The 18,458-nt window shown below is 57.9% G+C and carries 11 protein-coding genes; all 11 read right to left on the bottom strand.

Annotation, left to right across the window (positions count from 1 at the left end; genetic code table 11):
• Positions 1-237: 237 nt before the first annotated feature.
• A complete protein-coding gene (locus BLV04_RS24555; protein WP_139191984.1) occupies positions 238-702 on the bottom strand; it encodes a hypothetical protein in 465 nt (154 codons plus the stop codon).
• 530 nt (positions 703-1,232) lie between these two features.
• On the bottom strand, positions 1,233-1,649 hold the full coding sequence (locus BLV04_RS24560; RefSeq protein ID WP_139191985.1) for a hypothetical protein: 417 nt from the start codon (positions 1,647-1,649) through the stop codon (positions 1,233-1,235).
• A 265-nt stretch (positions 1,650-1,914) separates the two neighbouring features.
• Positions 1,915-2,847: a hypothetical protein gene (locus BLV04_RS24565; RefSeq protein ID WP_139191986.1), complete on the bottom strand. Its 933-nt coding sequence runs from the start codon at positions 2,845-2,847 to the stop codon at positions 1,915-1,917.
• 464 nt (positions 2,848-3,311) lie between these two features.
• The gene (locus tag BLV04_RS25075) at positions 3,312-3,467 is read right to left on the bottom strand and encodes a hypothetical protein (RefSeq protein WP_175534725.1); all 156 of its coding nucleotides are present in this window, start codon (positions 3,465-3,467) and stop codon (positions 3,312-3,314) included.
• A gap of 1,354 nt (positions 3,468-4,821) precedes the next feature.
• Positions 4,822-5,697 carry a hypothetical protein gene (locus BLV04_RS20420; protein ID WP_093036853.1) on the bottom strand — a complete coding sequence of 292 codons (876 nt, stop codon included), beginning with the start codon at positions 5,695-5,697 and terminating at the stop codon, positions 4,822-4,824.
• Positions 5,698-5,781: 84 nt separating this feature from the next.
• Positions 5,782-6,261: a hypothetical protein gene (locus BLV04_RS20425; RefSeq protein WP_093036856.1), complete on the bottom strand. Its 480-nt coding sequence runs from the start codon at positions 6,259-6,261 to the stop codon at positions 5,782-5,784.
• A 353-nt stretch (positions 6,262-6,614) separates the two neighbouring features.
• On the bottom strand, positions 6,615-7,478 hold the full coding sequence (locus tag BLV04_RS20430; RefSeq protein WP_093036859.1) for a restriction endonuclease: 864 nt from the start codon (positions 7,476-7,478) through the stop codon (positions 6,615-6,617).
• 25 nt (positions 7,479-7,503) lie between these two features.
• Complete coding sequence (locus tag BLV04_RS24570; protein ID WP_139191987.1) at positions 7,504-7,998, bottom strand: hypothetical protein; 495 nt, start codon at positions 7,996-7,998, stop codon at positions 7,504-7,506.
• A gap of 153 nt (positions 7,999-8,151) precedes the next feature.
• On the bottom strand, positions 8,152-10,974 hold the full coding sequence (locus tag BLV04_RS20440) for an ATP-binding protein (protein ID WP_093036865.1): 2,823 nt from the start codon (positions 10,972-10,974) through the stop codon (positions 8,152-8,154).
• Positions 10,975-10,989: 15 nt separating this feature from the next.
• Positions 10,990-13,932: a DUF1156 domain-containing protein gene (locus tag BLV04_RS20445; RefSeq protein ID WP_245731975.1), complete on the bottom strand. Its 2,943-nt coding sequence runs from the start codon at positions 13,930-13,932 to the stop codon at positions 10,990-10,992.
• A 721-nt stretch (positions 13,933-14,653) separates the two neighbouring features.
• The gene (locus BLV04_RS20450) at positions 14,654-18,175 is read right to left on the bottom strand and encodes a helicase-related protein (protein WP_093036871.1); all 3,522 of its coding nucleotides are present in this window, start codon (positions 18,173-18,175) and stop codon (positions 14,654-14,656) included.
• Positions 18,176-18,458 lie beyond the last annotated feature (283 nt).

The raw sequence follows: 18,458 nt of genomic DNA on the forward strand, positions 1-18,458 counted from the left end.
TGTTGTTCAAGCACCCCGAGGGAGGCCCACCGCTCTCCCTCATACAAGTTGACGATTTAAGAGGAAAAACCCATCAGGGAAGGTGGCCGTACTCACTTAGGCTGGGACATCGGCACCGAACTCACAATCAAGCAAGACACCCCCACCACCGCCTCATCATCGAGAGCCCTACTCCCCAAGACACCCGCTAATGTTTGGTTGGAGCCCTGATTACTCTTTAAACTATCTGAGGGCTGTTTAAGATTTTGTTTGCAATTGATTCCGAATCGTCATCAATTGACCGTTTATATGACCAGACATTTCGGATGTGAAATCGCTGGATTGCTCATGAGCGCTACCCGGATTTGTTATCATATTAGCTTTCCCTATAACGCGAACACGCCCGTCTCCTAAGTTTCCGATGTTATATGTCAAACGTAAGGCGGGCACTCTGTCATATTTTGAACCATACAACATCATTGCCCCCATGGATCTATCAAGGCCCTGGGCAATAACCATATAATCAGTAGCGTTCGTAACGGTTAAACCGTTTGACATGTTCAAAGACACCAGTTGATCAACAACCGCTTTCGTAGTCGTATTTTCAAACGTAAAATCGGTACTGGCAGCACTAGGAGGATTAACTGATTGATTGCTTGCGGATCCAAGCATTGCTAGGACACCAAAAACCATAACAAATGCGGTTAGAATGTAGTTTTTCATTTTTGTAATCTCCGCGTTTTATCAGAAGTAAGATTTTTCATATCGTATATCTCCGCAAGTGATAATAAGCCAACACGCCACCCATCAATGCCGCAGTAACATCAGACAAATCGAATGTGCCGAGATCTCCCATCAACTGAACTCCCTCAAATATCGTATTTGTGAATACCCAAAAAAGGCAAGCAGTCACGAGTGCTGCATGGCGACAGAAAGGTAGCGATATGACGGTCAACAAAACAAACGAATAAACATGGATAAACGAAGGAAGGATGTATGTCAAAATATTATTGCGAAAACCAACTTCACAGACAGGATCTAACAAATGTCGCAACAAGATAATGTCGCAGCTCGACCGATACCAAACGTACAATCCAAAACCAACCAGTAATGCGGATGTCGCTATGGTAAACAGATAAAATCGCGGGCAATGCAACGTTGTAGACATCGGGCCAGAAGAAGGATATCAAAGCGTCATAAGATCTATAATCTAAGATCAACCAAACTGGTTTTCACATTCGGTGTGCGGTATTTCAGTAGATCGGACTATTAAGAATGCGAGCCGTAGCTAGAAACAGCAATCCTACCGCAAGGCAGTAACCTTGAACGGGCCACCAAAAGCGTTTGTTCCGGGAAAGGTTTTTGGATTCTTCAGAGTAAACTCTCCGGAATTCCTTTTTCGAAACATCATCCAGACGGGCTCCGTTCATGATGTCCTCTAATCGCCGTTTTGTGAGATACTGGTTATAATCTCGTGACACGTTGCGAAGCAACGTAATACCCGCAATTCCCGACACAACCAAAAACACCCAGCCAAGGGCTTGAAGCCTTCCAATGCAAACATCGCTCGTCTCAGCAGGAAACTGGATGCTGATAGCCAGTATAGAAAAAGTGAGAGCCACGACATAGAGCTCCGATTTCATCGCATACTCTTCGAGTTGTGAACTCATGCTCCCCTCTAGGGCCGGTACCCTTTTCGACTGTATACAGAGGGGACGGAACGACGAGCAAGCGCAAACACGCCACGCCCCGTGACCTACATCAACGAACCGCGAAATACCCGTAAGACGTGTGTGAGAACCCTACGGTCAACCTATGGCATGCAGCAACTAAATAAAAACGGAACTTAAGAATCCACAAGAATCTCACACAGGCCCCCGCAACAAAAAACCCCGAGCATCCCTGTTCGGGGTTTCGCACCGCGATTAGAAATCGTTATCTCTTCTTCAGCATTAGCGCTCGCATATATGCTTCGATGTCCCCGCCAAAATCCTTGGCCAGTCTGCGTAAAGTCGTCTCTGAATACTCCTTCCGCATGTTCGCAACAGCACGGGCCACCCATGGATCCATCGGCGTCATTGGAAATGACACCTTGGGCACCGGCAGGATGCTTTTTATACCTGACTGTTCGATAACGAAGTCTGCGCCGTTTTCAACATCAATCGATTGGGCTCCAAGAAGCATATCAGTGCCCGACACTGGGTAATAACCGGCATACTCGTTCCCGTTGTTGTTTGCAACGGCACCGCGGATATGGAGCATAAGTTTTTGTCGGATCGCTGGCAAATCTATCGCTTCGCCTCGCACAGCACGATCAATGATCACATTAAGTTCTTTTCCACAACGTGCGATTGCCTTGGCGACAAGAAACGTATTGGCGCCAAAGTCAACGGCCCAGCCATGATGAGATTTGTAAACCCTGCTTGCGTGCCCAGGTGCTCGCACCGGTTGACCAGACGAATGCGTATGCCACCAAGCACTCTTTCTAATAAAGTTTTGCGCTAACTCCTGCGTGACAGCTTCAGAATGAACGAGCCATGGACGCGAGGCTCGAATACTCCTTGCATTGTCGGCTTTTCCACTGACGTGCGGGATCCCTCTTTCGGGACATGGCTCGGACAGTCCCACATGGACTTCCGCTCCTTCGTTCCGACGCCTCGCATTCTGTATGGCGCCCTCAAGAATCGCCTTTCTGGTATGCGCGATCCGCTCCGATGCCACCGTCTTCTTGCAACCATCTTCCTTCACTTTTTCCATCGCCGCGAACGCAGTACTGGTGACCATATTGCACCAGGCATTGAAACCATCCTTCCCACGTACCGGGACTGTGCAGCACTCGAATCTGATGTTTCCGGGATTCCTGCTCACGTCTTTCTCCAAATTTCAAAGTAATGGGGTCTTGCCTCGGCCAACGGGTATCTCTTCGCCATCTCACATCGCTTACGCGACGCCGTCGTCGGAGTAGTCGTCATGCGAGGGAAACGAGCCGATTCTCCCGTCACGGTCACGGAAAAACGCACCTCGGTTTCCGCCAAGGTAGTCAGCGTTCGAGATTCGGCTCAGTTCTCCGCGTGGGCCGACAACCCGAAGTTCTGAACGGAAGCCGACCCGAGCGCTGTGCGTCACCCAGCCCGTTCCATCACACTTGTAGCAACCACCCCGCACTCCCCCGTCACCGCCACAGCGAGGGCAAATCTCGTCCTTTCGCTCCACCCGCCTCGACACACTGTTGTTCTGTCCTAACCCAGCCATTGCGTCTTCCCCGCTCCATCAGTCCATCAGACTCTGTCATCGCCACCGACCGTTACCGACAGGGACGTTGCCCCTTGCCTCTAGGCCCGACGCACGCGCTTGTAGCGGTGGCCTACCGTGATCACCTTCTCGTCCTCGACAACGAGGTACGCATCGAAGTACTGCCCGAGTAGATCAACCACGCGCTTCCCTGCATCGCGCTCCAACGTGCGCTTGCTCTGCTTGTTGAAGTACACAATCTCAGCACCCCGCCCGTCCGCCTCGCGGGTACCGTACCTATCCAGCCAATCAACGATCAACGGGGGAACCGCCCGTTGGCTCTGTCGCGTTCTCGCGTGAGAAGTCATGTTCATTGGGTGCCTCGTATCGCTGTAGATCGGTCTGGTGCCCGCATCTTCCGTGCTGAACTTCGGGCGGACATGTTGTCGGTGTGATATCAGTATAGAAACAAAAATCGAGAAGTAGCAAGAAAATATTCTAAACGGATTCTGACCGCTACATTAAGCGAATGGGACGCATTATCATCTATAACTTACTGATAAATAAGATTAAAAAAGTTTCTTGTATTCGAAACGTTCTGATTCAATGAATAAAAAACGAGATCGAAAAACGTCGGCGACTCGATCGCGAATGTACCGAACGAGATTAAAAGAGAGAGATGAAAATTCTAAAGTCACTTTAGAAAAAATTAAATCGTCTCGCTCTTTATTCAAGAGAGCGACGGGCTGTCGCATGCTCGAACCGTAGTGCGGGATTGAACGATCGGATTCGCACGCGAGCGCGGACAGGAAGAAAACGACGGTGGAGCCGTGCGGGAAATCAGATCTGGAGGCGCACGCGAAGAGTACGTGGCGCGACGTTTTGCGTCAGACCAAGAGACCGCACCGTCCAGAAACTCAAACGAGTTTGAGTTTCTGGACGGCCGGTAGGCACGGGCCTGGGGTTTCTGCGTGCAGAAACCGAGGCCGGGGCTGAAAAGACCATGATGCGAGCATGGTGGTGTTGGAAATTTACGGATTCCGTAAAATCGAGACTTGAACATGTTCAAGTCTGGTCACGGATTTAGCTCACGGGTTTAGTCATGACTAAACCCAGATACAGAGGCATTTCCACGAGTTTAGGCATGCCCAAACTCAGACACGGGCTCCAGACCCTTGGAGGTTTGGCCTTAGCACGGTGACCAGAACACGTTAAAAACCACAGCCACTGTAAGCTTTTCCAGAACCTTGAGTTTTTGCCCTTGGACGGTGACCGCACGGGCGAGCGTTCCGGGAAATTTCCCGGAACAAGGTGTGCTACAGAAATGCAGAAACACGGAGATACTGAAGTCACACTTCAGTTTAAGCCTCGTGCCCCCTCAGAAGGACACTCTGGCCCGACGAGGTCACTCAACGAAAGCGTATTTCTGCAAACACAGAAATACGGAGTGTGGCGACCCCGCCAAACTAAAGTGCACTTTAGTTTTACCGCACCCACATGCGCCCGATACAAGGAGTGTTGCACCCGCGGCGACCGCAAGCCAACCTAAAGTCCGCCAAAAGCCGCCCGATTCCGGGCCGGCACAGGTCTCGATGCAGAAACCGAGGACGCCTATTGAGTCAATTCCGAGGCAAACCGAACATTCGTCCGCGCCTTGCGTATTGATTTCCCGGCCGGGGTCTCGATCACAACCTGTTTTTCCGAAAAAAACAGTTTTGCACATCCCACTTCGATCACGACCTTCTTTCTTTTTTTATTGCGTCCGCTCCCGACGGATACCCAGTCATCGTATTCCACGCCAGAGGCCTGCACCATCGGAAGCCGTCGATACGCAGGAGGCACTTCCACCTTCGGTGGTTGTGGCGGTTCCGGCCTCTGCGGAGCCGTTCTTGCTTGTGCTTGCCGTCGTCGCTGCTGCTGCTCTTCAATCGCCTTTTTATTGCTTTCCTCATGCGTCGCCCAGATGTCGAGCGCCGGCCGGAAACAACGTTCCCAGAATAGCGGAGCATCGAGCCATACGCCACTGCCGATAACCTTCGGCCACGCTTTCCCCTTCGTGATTCGTTCACGAAGCGTTCTTTTAATCATCCATCGCGGGAAATAAGTGGTGCCTTCATGCTCTACTAACATGCTACGGGGAACGGTAATGGTGTGTTCGGTAATCTCTTTATCGACCCAAAACGAGTAAAGTTCCGCCTTTACTCGTACGCGGATCGACTTTTCGCTAGTGCCCACGACGGCAACCGGAACCAACGCACCATCTCCCTGGGTGACCATCGAGCAAAAAGCGGCGTGGGACTTTCGCATGCCATCCTCTAAGACATACGTCTTGCGCCATCGCGATGACCATTCTTCCCAAGCCTTGCTCAGCACGGAAACCTTCATTTCACCCGGCAACAACAGGTGGGTTTCAATCCCCACCGTTCGCTCCTCCGCTATATCGTAGTACCAGATTTCATTGCCGTCACGAACGAATGAGATGCGCATGTTTAAACCGATGATTGTGAGATTTACGCGATTCGCGATTCCGGAAAACCGGGCGCTCTCCGGAGCTGGAGAGCGCCGAACCGATTAGTGATGAGCAGACGACCCCGGGGATGGTGGCCGGAGGCGCGTCGCGTAACTCTCATAGGCGCACTCGACCTCCTGGTGCAAGCGTCGGTAGGCTACGAGCGCGAGGATCGATATCATCACGTGCATGGCCGCCACGTACTCGCTGACCATGTGCGGATCGGGGCCACTCTCGCGAGGATCGCTGAAGTCCTCCGCCGCGGCGACGAGCGCGCGCGATATCGTACGCATCTCTTTAAAAATCAAGCGCGTATCACATGCCGTTAGGCCTCCTGACCAGACCGTATCCGGATCATCGAGGTCATCGGTCAGGTAGCAGCCTATATCCGGTGTATATCCGATCGCGGCGTGCCCGATGAGGAGCGCGCACTGCGACAGTTCATCCAGATCCCGGACGAATTCCATAAATTGCTCTCGGAACATATCCTTATTCAGATCTGCCATACTTCCGTCTATCGTCATCGTCATCGTCATCGTCATCGTGGGTATCGCTCTGCATGTGGGGAGCAATAACAATGACATGCCGATACTCGACCGCAACGGCGAAAACAGGGCTTTTTCGGGGCCTTTTCTTCATCGATCGCGCATTCCGTGCCATTCGGCTAGTTTGAGGGACATAAAGGAGGTTATGTCCTACCGACGGGGGCGGGGATCAGGTGTCGATCGACGAGGATCGTACGGATCGGGAGCGAAACGCACCGCTTATCCACGGCGGAGCAGCGAGGGCTGCAACGGAGGCTGTGCGCAGGGTGCGCAGAGGTGTATTTCGGGCGAGGCCGAGCGTATCTGCTTCGGTCGCGGGCGGATGTCGATCAACGGGGAGCATCGGAGCATCAAATGTTCTTGAACCAGTCCTCGTCGATGTCGACGCGCTCGACCATCTCCGTCTTGATACCGAGTCCAAGCTCTTTCAGCTTGTCGATGAGCTGCTCGCCGTCCATCAGATCGATCGGCGGGGCGCCGTCTCGGGTGGCCTCTTTGGTTGCTTCGCTCGTGAAGGTGCCGGTCGTGACGAACAGACCCCGGTCCGCTCTGCCGACGAGTGCCCCGCGGAAGTCTCGAATATCACTCGACGATACCGAGCCCTGGTATCGCTTGCACTGAAACAGTACGTGAAAGTTGAGTAGTCCTCCGATCTGCATGATCCCTTTGCCGTCGATGCCGCAATCACCGCTGCGGCCTGTGACCTCGACCTTCACGAAACCGGACTCCCGCAGCATCCTCTTGACGAGCCGTTCGAAGGCATCCGGAGTCATCCCCTTCGTCAAGACTTGATGGAGCGCGGCCCGCCAGTTTTCCGCGGCCTCGGGCAGATCCTCGTCGATCGATCCAATGGACTCTTTTGTCGAGCGCTCGCGGCGGTGGAACTCCTGGACCGTCTTCACGACGTTTTGAGGATCAACGGCTTCGATATGCTGTTGTTCCGGGACAATGACCCAAACCCCGCGGTTCGAGTTGTTCAGCACCCCGAACTTCTTCAGGTAGGTTCGCGCCCATGCCAAGCGGTACTCCAACTCGCTCTGGCTACTCTTCTCGGGGTTGTGGAGCGTGTTCAGAACGCTCTCCGGAAGCTCCAGCGTTTCGGTGACCTTGGTTCCGATTTCGGCGATCGAGCCGGATCCTCCAAGGTCGCGGAGCGCCTTCAGGAGGGGGTTCATCAGCTCGTGAAACTGCGGGATCTGCTTGTCTTTTGCCATGCCCAACTCCTGGACTGTCTGCTCATCAGCGAGAAAGAATCCACTGCACGAGCTTCTCCGATCCATGCTCGTCCAGGATGTGATCATGCAGATCGGATGCTTGCGCAACGCAGAACGGGCACCGCTCTGGACCAAGGGCAGGCATGGGTTGCCTGGCCGTCTGAACCTGCTGTGCGGCCTCGCTCTGCTTAGGTTGCTCCTTTGGGCTCGGCTTCTTGGCAGCCGCCTTGGGCCTTTTCTCGCTGCCATTGGTGGCCGCCAACGCCGGGTGTGCCTTCGTGATGTGCGCGCGCAGCTTCTTGACGAGCGCTCCGCACTCGGGGCATTTCGCCAACGGCGTGGTCGGTGTGGTCTGCCGTGGCGTCCCTTGGCTCTGTTTTCCCCCCTTTTGCGACTGGGGGCGCAGCGGTGCGGGTTTGACCAGGGGTTTCAGAGGTTCGCGCGGCTTAGGCGATTTCCCTTGGCTCTTGTCGAAATAGCGGGCGCGGTCGGCAAACGATCCGGTCGGAGGAAGATCCACGAAGGCTGATTCCGAGCCATGACGTCTGGCCCGAGCGCGCCGATTCGCCATATCCCAGTTCAATCGGTTACCGCCCATCCGAACCTCCTGAAAGGACAGACACGAACAGATCGCCTACTCGGCCAAGAAGCCTACCCACTCGGAACGCATCGCCTACTCCCAGTCCGCACTCTTAAGCCCGAGACTGTTGGCGTTCTCGGAGACCGCCCGTTTCACGGTATCGGATGCTCCCTCGGGAAAATCCGCCGAAATCTCCACCACCAGGCGAACCGTTGCGTTCGGGTCCGAGCAGAGCACCGAGACGATCTCTTCGGCGATCTGCACGAGGCGCATCTTCGCCGTTGCGGTCGGTACCTCCGCGCTCGCGTGAAAGGTTTTCGGCTTGGCCGTAACGGGGTCAGGACGGGGCGCAGGTCCTGGACCCGGCGGGACCGGCGGGACCGTATCGTCGGGTGTGTCGGCCACACCCAGCGTCTCCGGCTCCGGTCCGGTGGTCGGCGCAGCGGGACCATGGGCCTCTTCATAGGCCCTCGCGGCTTCTGGTTCGATCAGCAGCAGTGTGTCGTCGAAGACGACATCGCCGCCGCCGAACTGAAACCCTTCAAACGTCTCGCCGTTCTGACCATAGGCCGTGCCGAAGAAATCGCGGCTCGCAGTACCGCTGCGGATCGCCTGAAGCAGGACATCCCGGCTCTTGAATCGCGGCAGATAGAGATAGCGTAGGGTGTCCTCGAACAGGCCGGATGCCTTGGCCGCGATCTGGCCGTTCTTCCAGTACAGATCCTTGAGCAAGGTCCGCAGATGGATGGGCGACCAGGTCGAAATGACCAGCTCGTTGTCCAGACACACCCGCTCGATCTCGGACCCGAGAGATCCGCCGGTCGTGTTGAGCGGGAATGCTTCCACCGCGGGCTTGGGATCGGTCGGAGCATCTTGGCCCGGGCACAGCAACCACTTGTAGCATTCGCGGGCCGCGCGCGGCAGCACCTCCTCCGCACTCTTGCATTCCTTCTCGGCCTGCTTCTGCTGCAAGTTGTCGATGGTCAGGCGGCCCTCTTTCACATCATCGACGATGGAGCTCCAGGCGAGCGCAGTCGCTGCCGCGTCTTTCAGCCGCGACAAGGATCCATGCTCCGGCGCGAGAAACAGGAGCCGGTTGCCGCGATAGCGGGGCTTCGCACCGTTCTTCTGGACCGCATCGAGAACGGCCTCGACGGCAAGGCGGGACTCTTCGCGCGTATACCAATACTCAGGCGGAAGCACGACAAGACGCAGCGCCGTGTCGTCCGATACGTCGGCATGGGGCGTGAAGGTGTGGACCCCATCGAAAAATCCGACGTGGCCGACGACTTTCTTGAGCGACTCGGCGATCTTGACGCGCACTTCGGTCTTGTCGTCGAAGCGGCGCTTGCGGTCCTCCATCTCGCGGCGCAGGTTCGCGCGGGTATCGAACCAGAAGCGGGTCGTATCCTGGGCTTTGTCGCCGGAGCTGTTGAGATAGTGCAGGCGATCCGCGAGGCGGTTCAGCGCATCGGTATAGATGGACGATGCCTGTCCGGGTTGCAGACAGCCCAGAAGGATGCGCGCGGTATCGATCCCCCGTGTCGTCGCCTTGGTCGCGACCGAGGACGGGGCACTGCCGAGAAAGATGGTGCGCCCGACGCGGCGTGCCGCGCCGACCTGGCCGAAGCGCGGCTCTTTGTTCTCCAGCTCGACGGTTTCGGAACGATCGCCGTCGATGTCCTTCTCGATCACGGCATCCCAGCCCGCCGGAAGGTAGTAGGTCAGCTCGTTGCGGCTGCTCCCGTCGTGCAGCGGCAGGCTGCCCGGCAGGATGAGCAAATCCTTGTTGTCGTCCTTCCAGAGGCGATAGATGACCTTGGCCATGAGCTTGAGTACACCACGCGTGCGTTGGAAGCCGTCGATGGTGGTCCAGTCCTCGTACAACCGATCGAAAACCTCGGGATGGATGGGGTACGCCTGCACGAGCCGCTCGTAGTAGTGCCGCTCCTGTGTCTCGGAGGGGAGCTTCGCGCCCTCGGCGACATAGGCATCCGCGAACGCGCGGCAAACGGCCTCACGAGCCTGGGGATCGCGCACCGGCTCGAAGAGACGACGGCGCACGATCTCGAAGGCTTCTTCGGTGGCGACCGGCTTCCAGAGGGCCTGCACGCGCCCGAAGGTCTTCTCCAGGGCACGCAGGGCGGCCACGCCGCGCTGACTGCCCGCCTCGACTTCGGACTCCGGCAGGGACGCGAGCAGAATGGTGTTCGGAACCAGTTTGGCCGCCTCGGTGAGGGCCTGCACGAAGGAAAGATTGCTGTCGAAGCTGCCACCGCTGAGCGTTTTGCCTTCCGGGAACTGCCGGATGTAGGCCAATAGCTCGTCGATCAGGACGACACACGGGGCATGAAGCTCCAGCAGATCGCGCAGCACATCCTTGCCCGGCGAGATGCCGTGGGCGTCGGCTTCGCTGACGAGGCGGAAAGCCTCCTCGCCGCCGAGCTGCCAGGCCATCTCGCCGCACAGTGTGTTGATCGTCTGCTTGCCGCGCTTCCAGGGCTGTCCGGGGGAATGGGCCGTACCGTCCAGGACGGCAACGCGCGCCTTGGGGACATCCATCAGACCGGCCCGTTCGACAAGAACCGAGATCCCGGCAAGGTCCGACAAGGGACAGGCGCGCGTGGCGAGGTGATAGACCGCAAGCTCGGTGTGGGTCTTGCCGCCACCGAAGGGCGTTTGCAGCTGGATGACGGGTTCGCCTCCACGACCCGCCAGCCGCTGCGCTACCTGGGTCAACAGAAGGCCCATGCCTTCGGTGATGAAGGTGCGCTCGAAGAAGGCCACCGCATCCTGATACTCGCGCGGGGCGCGTCCGGTATGGACGGCGGTGATGTCGGCGGCGAACTCGGATTGCTGAAACGACCCTTCCAGAACGTCTTGATGGGGAACCGCGATTTCTCTCCAGGGCTTCATGCGTCGTCCTTCCCTTTAGTCAAACATATCCGCCTGAAGGGGCGTCGGGGCGGCTGCAGCTGCGGCCTCGATGGCACTCCAGCTCGTGATGATCTCGTTGTAGGCGCGGGCATCCTCGGCCCATCCCGCCCGCTCGCAGAGCGTATAGAGCCGATAGGCGAGTTGTCGCGTCGCCTCGGCCTTGCTGGGCACGGCGGCGACGATCAGGCCCGCCGCCCGCTCGCCGTCGGCCTTGAAGACCCGGATGAGCTGATGCAGGAGCTCCCAGACCGGTAGGCGTTCGTCTTTCTGCGGGTCCCAGTCGGCAGGGTACTCCGGCCATTTGAGCAGGCGCACAACGCCGCCCGTAGCATAGAGCACGCCCGATTGCCTGACTCCCTCCACGCTCGTCCCTTTGGAACGGGAAAGGGTATCGGCTTCTCCGAACTTGCCCTCCTTCCATCCATATTGGCCGAACCAGTGCAGACAGAACTGGGTGTCGGGGTCGAAGTCGTCCTCGGCGAAGAATCGATTGATGATCTGAAGGGCGGTACGCACACTCATCGGCGTGCCGTCGGCTTCAAGCACGGCGGCATATTTTGAGAAGACCGCCATGCCAGGGCCGATAATAGCCTGCGAGAGGTCCACCGGGGCAACCGGCGAGCGCTCGTCTCCTGCGCCTCGTGTCATCTCATCAAGAGCCTCGGGGAGCACTTGGTTCAACTCTCGCAGAAAGGCGCGGCGGGAAATCGACGGAGTATCGGCAGAACGCTGGCGACAAACGAGGACGATGCTGGAGGCCAAGGCGTTGGTATCATTGCCAATAACACGACCTTGCTTCTCAGTTCGAACAGGCCAAGTGCCTCCTATTGCGAGGCCCGAGCGACAGACCGCGTCTAAGAACGTTTCCCACCCTGTACTAGTAGTTCCTGTACCTGTTTCACTCTCTGACTGCTTAAAAGCGTAGTAAATAGTAACTGGAAATCCTGGGTGTGCCTCCATAGCCAACTTCTGCATGGCCTTGGTCATGCCATCGAGAAAGAACGCCTCTGCCTTATCCTTGCTGCCGTGCCGGTAGGGCGTCGCTATAAGTTCCTCTGCTTTTGGTACTGCAAGGGTTGCAAATAGAGAAGTAAAGAAAGGCTTGAGCGCGCGTCGCAACCAGACATAGAAGAAATCAGACAGGTCTGCGTAGCCGATGTTGTCGTAGTAAGGAGGATCGGTAGAGACTAGCTTACCCAAAGAAATCGATTGCTGATTCACATCAGCCTGCGATGCGAAGCCCGCCACTTTACTGCCAAGCGCTTTGAATCCTTTAACTTGCCGTTCGAAGAGGTTTGAGTAGCTTCCTGACGAATCACAGAGTGGGTTGCTCTCAGCATACTCCCAGACCATTGCGATAGCCTGGCGTGCGAACACACTACGCATCTGTGTGTTCGCATTGTTCCATCCACATACGGAGGAGGAATGATTTGCAACTTGGCTTACCAAAAATGCCAAATAAACCCCTACTGCCTCGGCATAAGCCCACGCGCCGAGACCACCGGCATCAAGCCCTGTTTGGTCATCAGCCATTCCTGCGGCTACGGCATCGCGGTAAATCCTTTCCCCGGACTCTGTGACCAGATCGCTGAACGTCGTCAACGCCACGAGCTGGCGAGATGTGAAGTAGTCGCCAAATGTCTTAAACCCGTAAATGCGTCCTTGAGCATTGCTAGCCCATGTCCCACGTGAAGGCGTATCAGGCTTAAACGTCGGCTCCGCTGTGAGGGCTACCTCCTCTTGGAGCAATGTAGGCGCAAGGTAGACACGTCCTCGCTGCCCTTCTGCCACGATGGCCATAAGGCGAGCGCTCATGCGACCGGCATTCGCTTCATCGTCAATGTAAGCGTACTGGAAAGGCGTATTAGACAATAGGCATCGAAATGAGCCGCGTGTGAGCTTCGTCCCCCCCTTCGCCTCATCAGGCGGCTTACCCATCTTCACTGTAAACCGGTAGCTATCCCGATCGATCACCGGCTCGACATAGGCTTCCTTACCCGCTTTGCTCGAAAGGATGAAGGTCGAAGCGAGCGGCACATCGACATGCCTAAACGCCGGGTTCGGACTCTTCACAGTCCGCGCCCACAGCCATGCGATCACCGTGAGTTTCTGCCCGACATAGGGCTTGAGGTCGGGGCGATCCTCAGCCATCTCTGCCGTAATCTCGATTGGCGGATAGAGATGCCCGATGCGCTTTTGCGCTTCCTCGCGCATCCACTGGCCGTAGTGGCGCACGTCCTCGGCGAGGCCACGCGCGCCCGTCCAGTCCTGCGCCACGACCTGCTTCTTGCTGCGTGCCTCCGGATTAATCGGAGGCCTGCCCGCGAACTTCGGCGGGATTTCAATCATCGCCTTATTGATGAGGACGGCGACCGGATTCAGGTCGCTCGCGTAGGCTTCCAACCCCAGGCGCTGCGCCTCGAGCGGCAGGGCTCCGCCCCCGGCAAAGGGATCGTGGAAGGCGGGCAGCTTGTCGGGATCGAACAGCTCCGTCGCTTGCGGATGATCTTTGTTCAACTCGCAGGTTTCCCGCCAGGATTTGCGGATTTCGGCTCTCGCCTTCTCCAGCACGGTCTCGTTGGTGGTGTTCTCCCACTTCACCAGATCCTCGATCAGGGCGAACAGTCGCTTGCGGCTCGCCGCCCAGCTGCCCTTGAGGTTCCCCGGCGGCACCTCGCCGGGATGCTCCATCTCCCACTTCCACGATGGATCGTTGACCATCTGCGCGAAGATCACCGCTCGCGCCGCCGCAAGCGGTCGACGCGCCCACCACAGATGAAGGGTGCTGGGGTGGCCATGCCGAATCGACTTCTCGCGCGCTGATGCAATGTTGATCGCATCCAAAGGCAACGCGACTTCGATCAGCTTTTTCGGATTCTTAATTGATATTGTCACTTTTTTAGAGTTTTCCTTGCTGTGTGAAGCATTCGCTTCCACTCTCCCGAGGTAGAGTAATCTCTCCTACCTACCAACCACGATTGGGATTCATTAAGCGAATATGGCTTTAACCGAATTGGTAAGGGACGGTGGTCGACTTTGATTAAAGACATGTAACCAGGGAAATACATCAGGATAAACGAAAGTCCCTCATACTCCACTCTTTCGGGGGGAAGCATAGCCTTAGCAATTATCTCGTCGGATCGCCAAAGAAGAACAGAGTACTCGGTCCAAGATCCAGGTCTGGATTTCTTAATTAGCAACTTTATCCGTGAAAGATCCCGTGCCTCCAGCGCTACGTTCTCGAAAAACGGCTCGTCCGCAACTGCTGCGCGCCAAAGTAGTGATATAAAGAACAACTTCAGTTTAGCGTACTCGAAATTTTCATATTTCCATGCTTGCACCAGAATCTGCGGCTTTGAGTTTCTGAGCACTTCGATAGCATGGCTATCCCATGCGTTAAATCTGGTTTCGCAAGTCTCACAAATGAAGCGACCCCAAAGTCCGTTTCGCGTCCGCCTCTGGAATTCACCTTGAACGGTTGACACAACAACAGGCGTCTTATGCCTATCGCCTCTTCGCTTTATGATCTTTCCTTTGTTCACGATATCATCCGTGACAATCGTTTGATCAAGTCCCCAATAGAGACCTTTCGGAATGATATGCGCTTTCACCAGAGGCGTAGCTTTGCCGCAGAATCGACATGCACTTGACGGATTCATCACGATGACATAAAGGAGGGTAGCGCCATTGATATCAACTCATTCAGTTTGTAGTTGACGCTTGCAACCCCGAAAGCCGGTTCCTGGAGGAAGAGGTTGCGGATATAGTAGGGTCCATCGTAGCCATCGCCGTCTACGAGCACGATAGCAAAAACGAATTTCTCGGCCTGGTTAAGCCCATAGAGCATCTCGTTGCGGGTCACGGTCACGGTGCTCGCACCCTTGACCCGTCCCTTTACCTCGATATGCCGGGGTTCGGGCTGCTTGCCGTCGAGGACGGGCGGATAGGCCGTGAGGTCCCAGCCGCATTTGTCGGCGGAGACATCGACGACGCGGCAACCGTGCGCCTCCTCGGTCCGACGCACCGCGTCCATGGCAATCCGCTCGATGCGCGCGCGTGCCTGCGCATCGACGGCGAAGGTCGCCGCGACGGAATCGACCGGCTCCTCCCCGCGCAGGGTGCTCATCAGTCCCGCCGGAACGATCAGCGCCGCGCCCAGCACCACCGGTGTGCCGCTGACCACATGGCGCATGGACTGGAGCTCCTTCTTGCGGCTCTCCAGGCGGCTGCCGAGATCGGCAATGGTGCGCTCGACGTTGTGAAGATTAAGCCGGACATCCTTGCCCGCTTCGCCGTCCTCCTTGAGCTTCATCCATCGATCCTGCCAGAAGTCGATCTCCTTGGTCAGCCGCTCGTTGACGGCGTCTAGGGTCTTTTCGATGTGCTCGATGCGACGATGTGCGACCTCGCGGTAGTGCTCGGGGACCAGCGTTTGGGCGGCCAGGGCAAGCGCCCGGCTCTCCTGCCCCGAGGCGATCCAGGGCGCGGCGAGCGTCGCGTCCAGCACCGGACGTTCGGCATCCTTCAACGGCTCCAGATCGAGATGCGGCGCCCAGCCGGCAAACACGGCCTGCCCGTCCGCACCGACCCGCACGAATTGCAGACGCTTGGAGAGCACCGTGCCGTCGCCGGATTTGATCTCGTGGGTCAGCAGGAACAGCAGAGCGGGCTCGATGCCTTCGTCCGCCGGGTCGATCAGGACGGCTCCCTGGCGCAGCAGGTTCGCGTGCTGCTCCAGGAGCATGTCGGTCATCGAGAGCATCAGCGGATGGCCCGGATGCATCAGCAGCGCCCGTTCCAGACCAGGTTTGTCCATGGGCTGGATCGCCGCGCGCTCGAAACAAATCCGGCTGTAGCGTTTCAGGACCGGCTCGTTCTCGCGCCGGTTACGCCCGGTGAGGCGGCGGTCGCGCTCGCGGATCGCTGCCGGAACATGGGTGATCTCGAAGCGCCCGGCCTCGCGCGGATGGGCCGTGCCGCCGAGTGCATCGAGCGCCTTCGAGAAGAAGGCCCGCACGAAGAAGGGCTGCAAGCGGCGCGCTTCGGCCTTGTCCATCTCCTCTTTGACGGCAAAAAGCCGCTCGGCGCTCATCGTCTCCTGGGCAAGTGCGTTGCGGTTGAGCAGGGATTTCAGGTGCTCGTGATCGAGCGCCATGTCGATCTTTTGGCTCAAACGGTCTCGAACGTCTTGACGGTCCCCGTAACGGATCGCCTGCATCAGGAGATCCTTGAGACTGGTCTCCTCGAAGACCTCGCCGAGAATGTCGAAGACACGGCCCTTGAGCGCCTGGCTCTCGACTTCGAGCTTCATCAGCAGGCGGTGGTAGACATCGCCTTCGCGGGTCTCCTTGGCCACGAGGTTCCAGAGATGGCAGACCTCCTGTTGGCCGATGCGGTGGATGCGCCCGAAGCGCTGCTCGAGGCGGTTCGGGTTCCAGGGCAGGTCGTAGTTGACCATCAGATTCGCGTTCTGAAGGTTCACGCCTTCGCCGGCGGCGTCGGTCGCCACCAGCACGCGCACTCCGGGGTCGGAGCGGAACAGCGCTTGAAGGCGGCGGCGCTCGTCGCGATGCGTCCCGCCGTGAATGGTGATGATGGCGTCCGGATTGCCGAGGACCCCGGCGATCTTGGCGTGCAGGTAGTTGAGGGTGTCGCGGTGCTCGGAGAAGATGATGAGCTTACGCTGCCGTCCGGCGGCATCGCGCATCTCGGGATTGTTCTGAAGGATCTGCGACAGCTCGTCCCACTTGCGGTCCTGGCCCGACGCGACAATCACCTTGGCCTGCTCCTCCAGTCCTCGGAGGATGACGATTTCGGCCTCCAACTCCACGACGCTTTTCGCGGCGGTGGCCTGGTCGATCAGGGTCTCTTCGAGCCCCTCCTGCTCCTCGGCGGTGAGATCGTCATCGTCCTCGGGGACCCCCGCCAGGGTCTCGGCGAGGGCCTGCTTGCCCTTGATCCCGAGCTTCTCGTCGCGCAGGCGGTTCTCCAGCCGTTCACGGCGGCGCTTGAGCGACTGGAAGATCGCCTCCGGGCTGGAGGCCAGACGGCGTTGCAGGGCGGTGAGTGCAAAGCCGATGGAGCCTTTGCGTGACCCCTTGAGCTGGTCGGCCTTGCCCATCTCGGTCTTGACGTACTCGGTGACGGCTTCATAAAGCGCCGACTCGATCGGCGAGAGCTCGTAGTTCACGGTGTAGGCCCGGCGCTCCGGAAAGAGCGGCGTACCGTCGAACTTGACCAGCTCCTCCTTGACCATGCGACGCATCAGGTCGGAAGGATCGACCTTGTGCACGCCGTCGCGGAACTTGCCGTAGAAGCGGTCGGAATCGAGCAGCGAAAGAAAGAGCTGGAAGTCCTCTTCCTTGCCGCTGTGGGGTGTGGCCGTCATCAGCAGGAGATGCCGGACATGTGCGCCGAGCTTCTCGGCAAAGCGGAACCGTCCGGTTTTGTCCAGCTTCGCGCCGGAGTAGTGGGCGGCGAGCTTGTGCGCTTCGTCGAAAACGGCCAGGTCCCAACCCGGTGCGCAGAGCTTCTCCTGGAGCTCCTCGTTGCGGGCCAGCTGGTCGAGCCGCACGATCAGCCGCGGATAGTCCTCGAACGGGTTCCCGCTCGGCGAGATCTGATCGAGGAGTGTCGCGTAGACGTGAAACTCCAGCCCGAACTTCTCGTACAGCTCGTCGCGCCACTGCTCGACCAGGCTCCCCGGAGCCACGATCAGGATGCGGTGGGCGTCCGCGCGCATGATGAGCTCGCGGATGTAGAGTCCGGCCATGATGGTCTTGCCCGCGCCGGGATCATCGGCCAGCACGTAGCGCAGCGGCTGGCGTGGCAGCAGGGCTTCGTAGACCGCCGTGATCTGATGCGGCAGCGGATCGACGTTCGAGCTGTGCACGGCCATCATGGGGTCGAAGAGAAACGCGAGGTCGATGCGCTTGGCCTCGCAGGCAAGCTGGAAGGCCTCGCCGTCGCCGTCGAAGGCGAACGGGCGCTCGGCAGTGGCGATCGCGACCGTGGCCTCGTCGTCCCGCGCGAGCAGGCGCTCCTTGATCGCGCCGTCGGGGGTCTTGTAGATGAGCTGAAGCGCCCCGTCCCCGTGCGAGACCGTCGCCATGACCGACACGATCTGGCTGGGCTCGATGCCGGTCAGGCTTTGCCCCGGTGCGATGTCTTCGAGTTTCATGGATCCTTTCCCCGATTCCCTTCCCGAGAGCCCCATCCAAAGCGCGGAACATCATTCTCCGGGAACCATATTGCACAGAACGTGATGACCGGCAAGGAGCGAAGCATTCGCTTCCCGACCGGCCATAACCGGCACTCTCCGAAACGACTCGACCGGAAACCCCGCCACGGATCGGCTTCCCCGGCCCACCGTCATCGCCGGCCTCGGGCTGAGGTCCGGTGCAGAGGGCGATCATACAGGGGAGCAAGACGAGCCATGCCGGGCGCCGGGTGGATTGGAGCAT

Origin of the sequence: Thiocapsa roseopersicina (assembly GCF_900106925.1) — a bacterium.
Lineage (GTDB): Bacteria > Pseudomonadota > Gammaproteobacteria > Chromatiales > Chromatiaceae > Thiocapsa > Thiocapsa roseopersicina.

Bases quoted from the DNA above. Each gene is read 5' to 3' on its own strand.
- BLV04_RS20440 (WP_093036865.1), bottom strand. From the start codon at position 10,974: ATGAAGCCCTGGAGAGAAATCGCGGTTCCCCATCAAGACGTTCTGGAA.
- BLV04_RS20420 (WP_093036853.1), bottom strand. From the start codon at position 5,697: ATGCGCATCTCATTCGTTCGTGACGGCAATGAAATCTGGTACTACGAT.
- BLV04_RS24560 (WP_139191985.1), bottom strand. From the start codon at position 1,649: ATGAGTTCACAACTCGAAGAGTATGCGATGAAATCGGAGCTCTATGTC.
- BLV04_RS20425 (WP_093036856.1), bottom strand. From the start codon at position 6,261: ATGACGATGACGATGACGATGACGATAGACGGAAGTATGGCAGATCTG.
- BLV04_RS24555 (WP_139191984.1), bottom strand. From the start codon at position 702: ATGAAAAACTACATTCTAACCGCATTTGTTATGGTTTTTGGTGTCCTA.
- BLV04_RS20430 (WP_093036859.1), bottom strand. From the start codon at position 7,478: ATGGCAAAAGACAAGCAGATCCCGCAGTTTCACGAGCTGATGAACCCC.
- BLV04_RS20450 (WP_093036871.1), bottom strand. From the start codon at position 18,175: ATGAAACTCGAAGACATCGCACCGGGGCAAAGCCTGACCGGCATCGAG.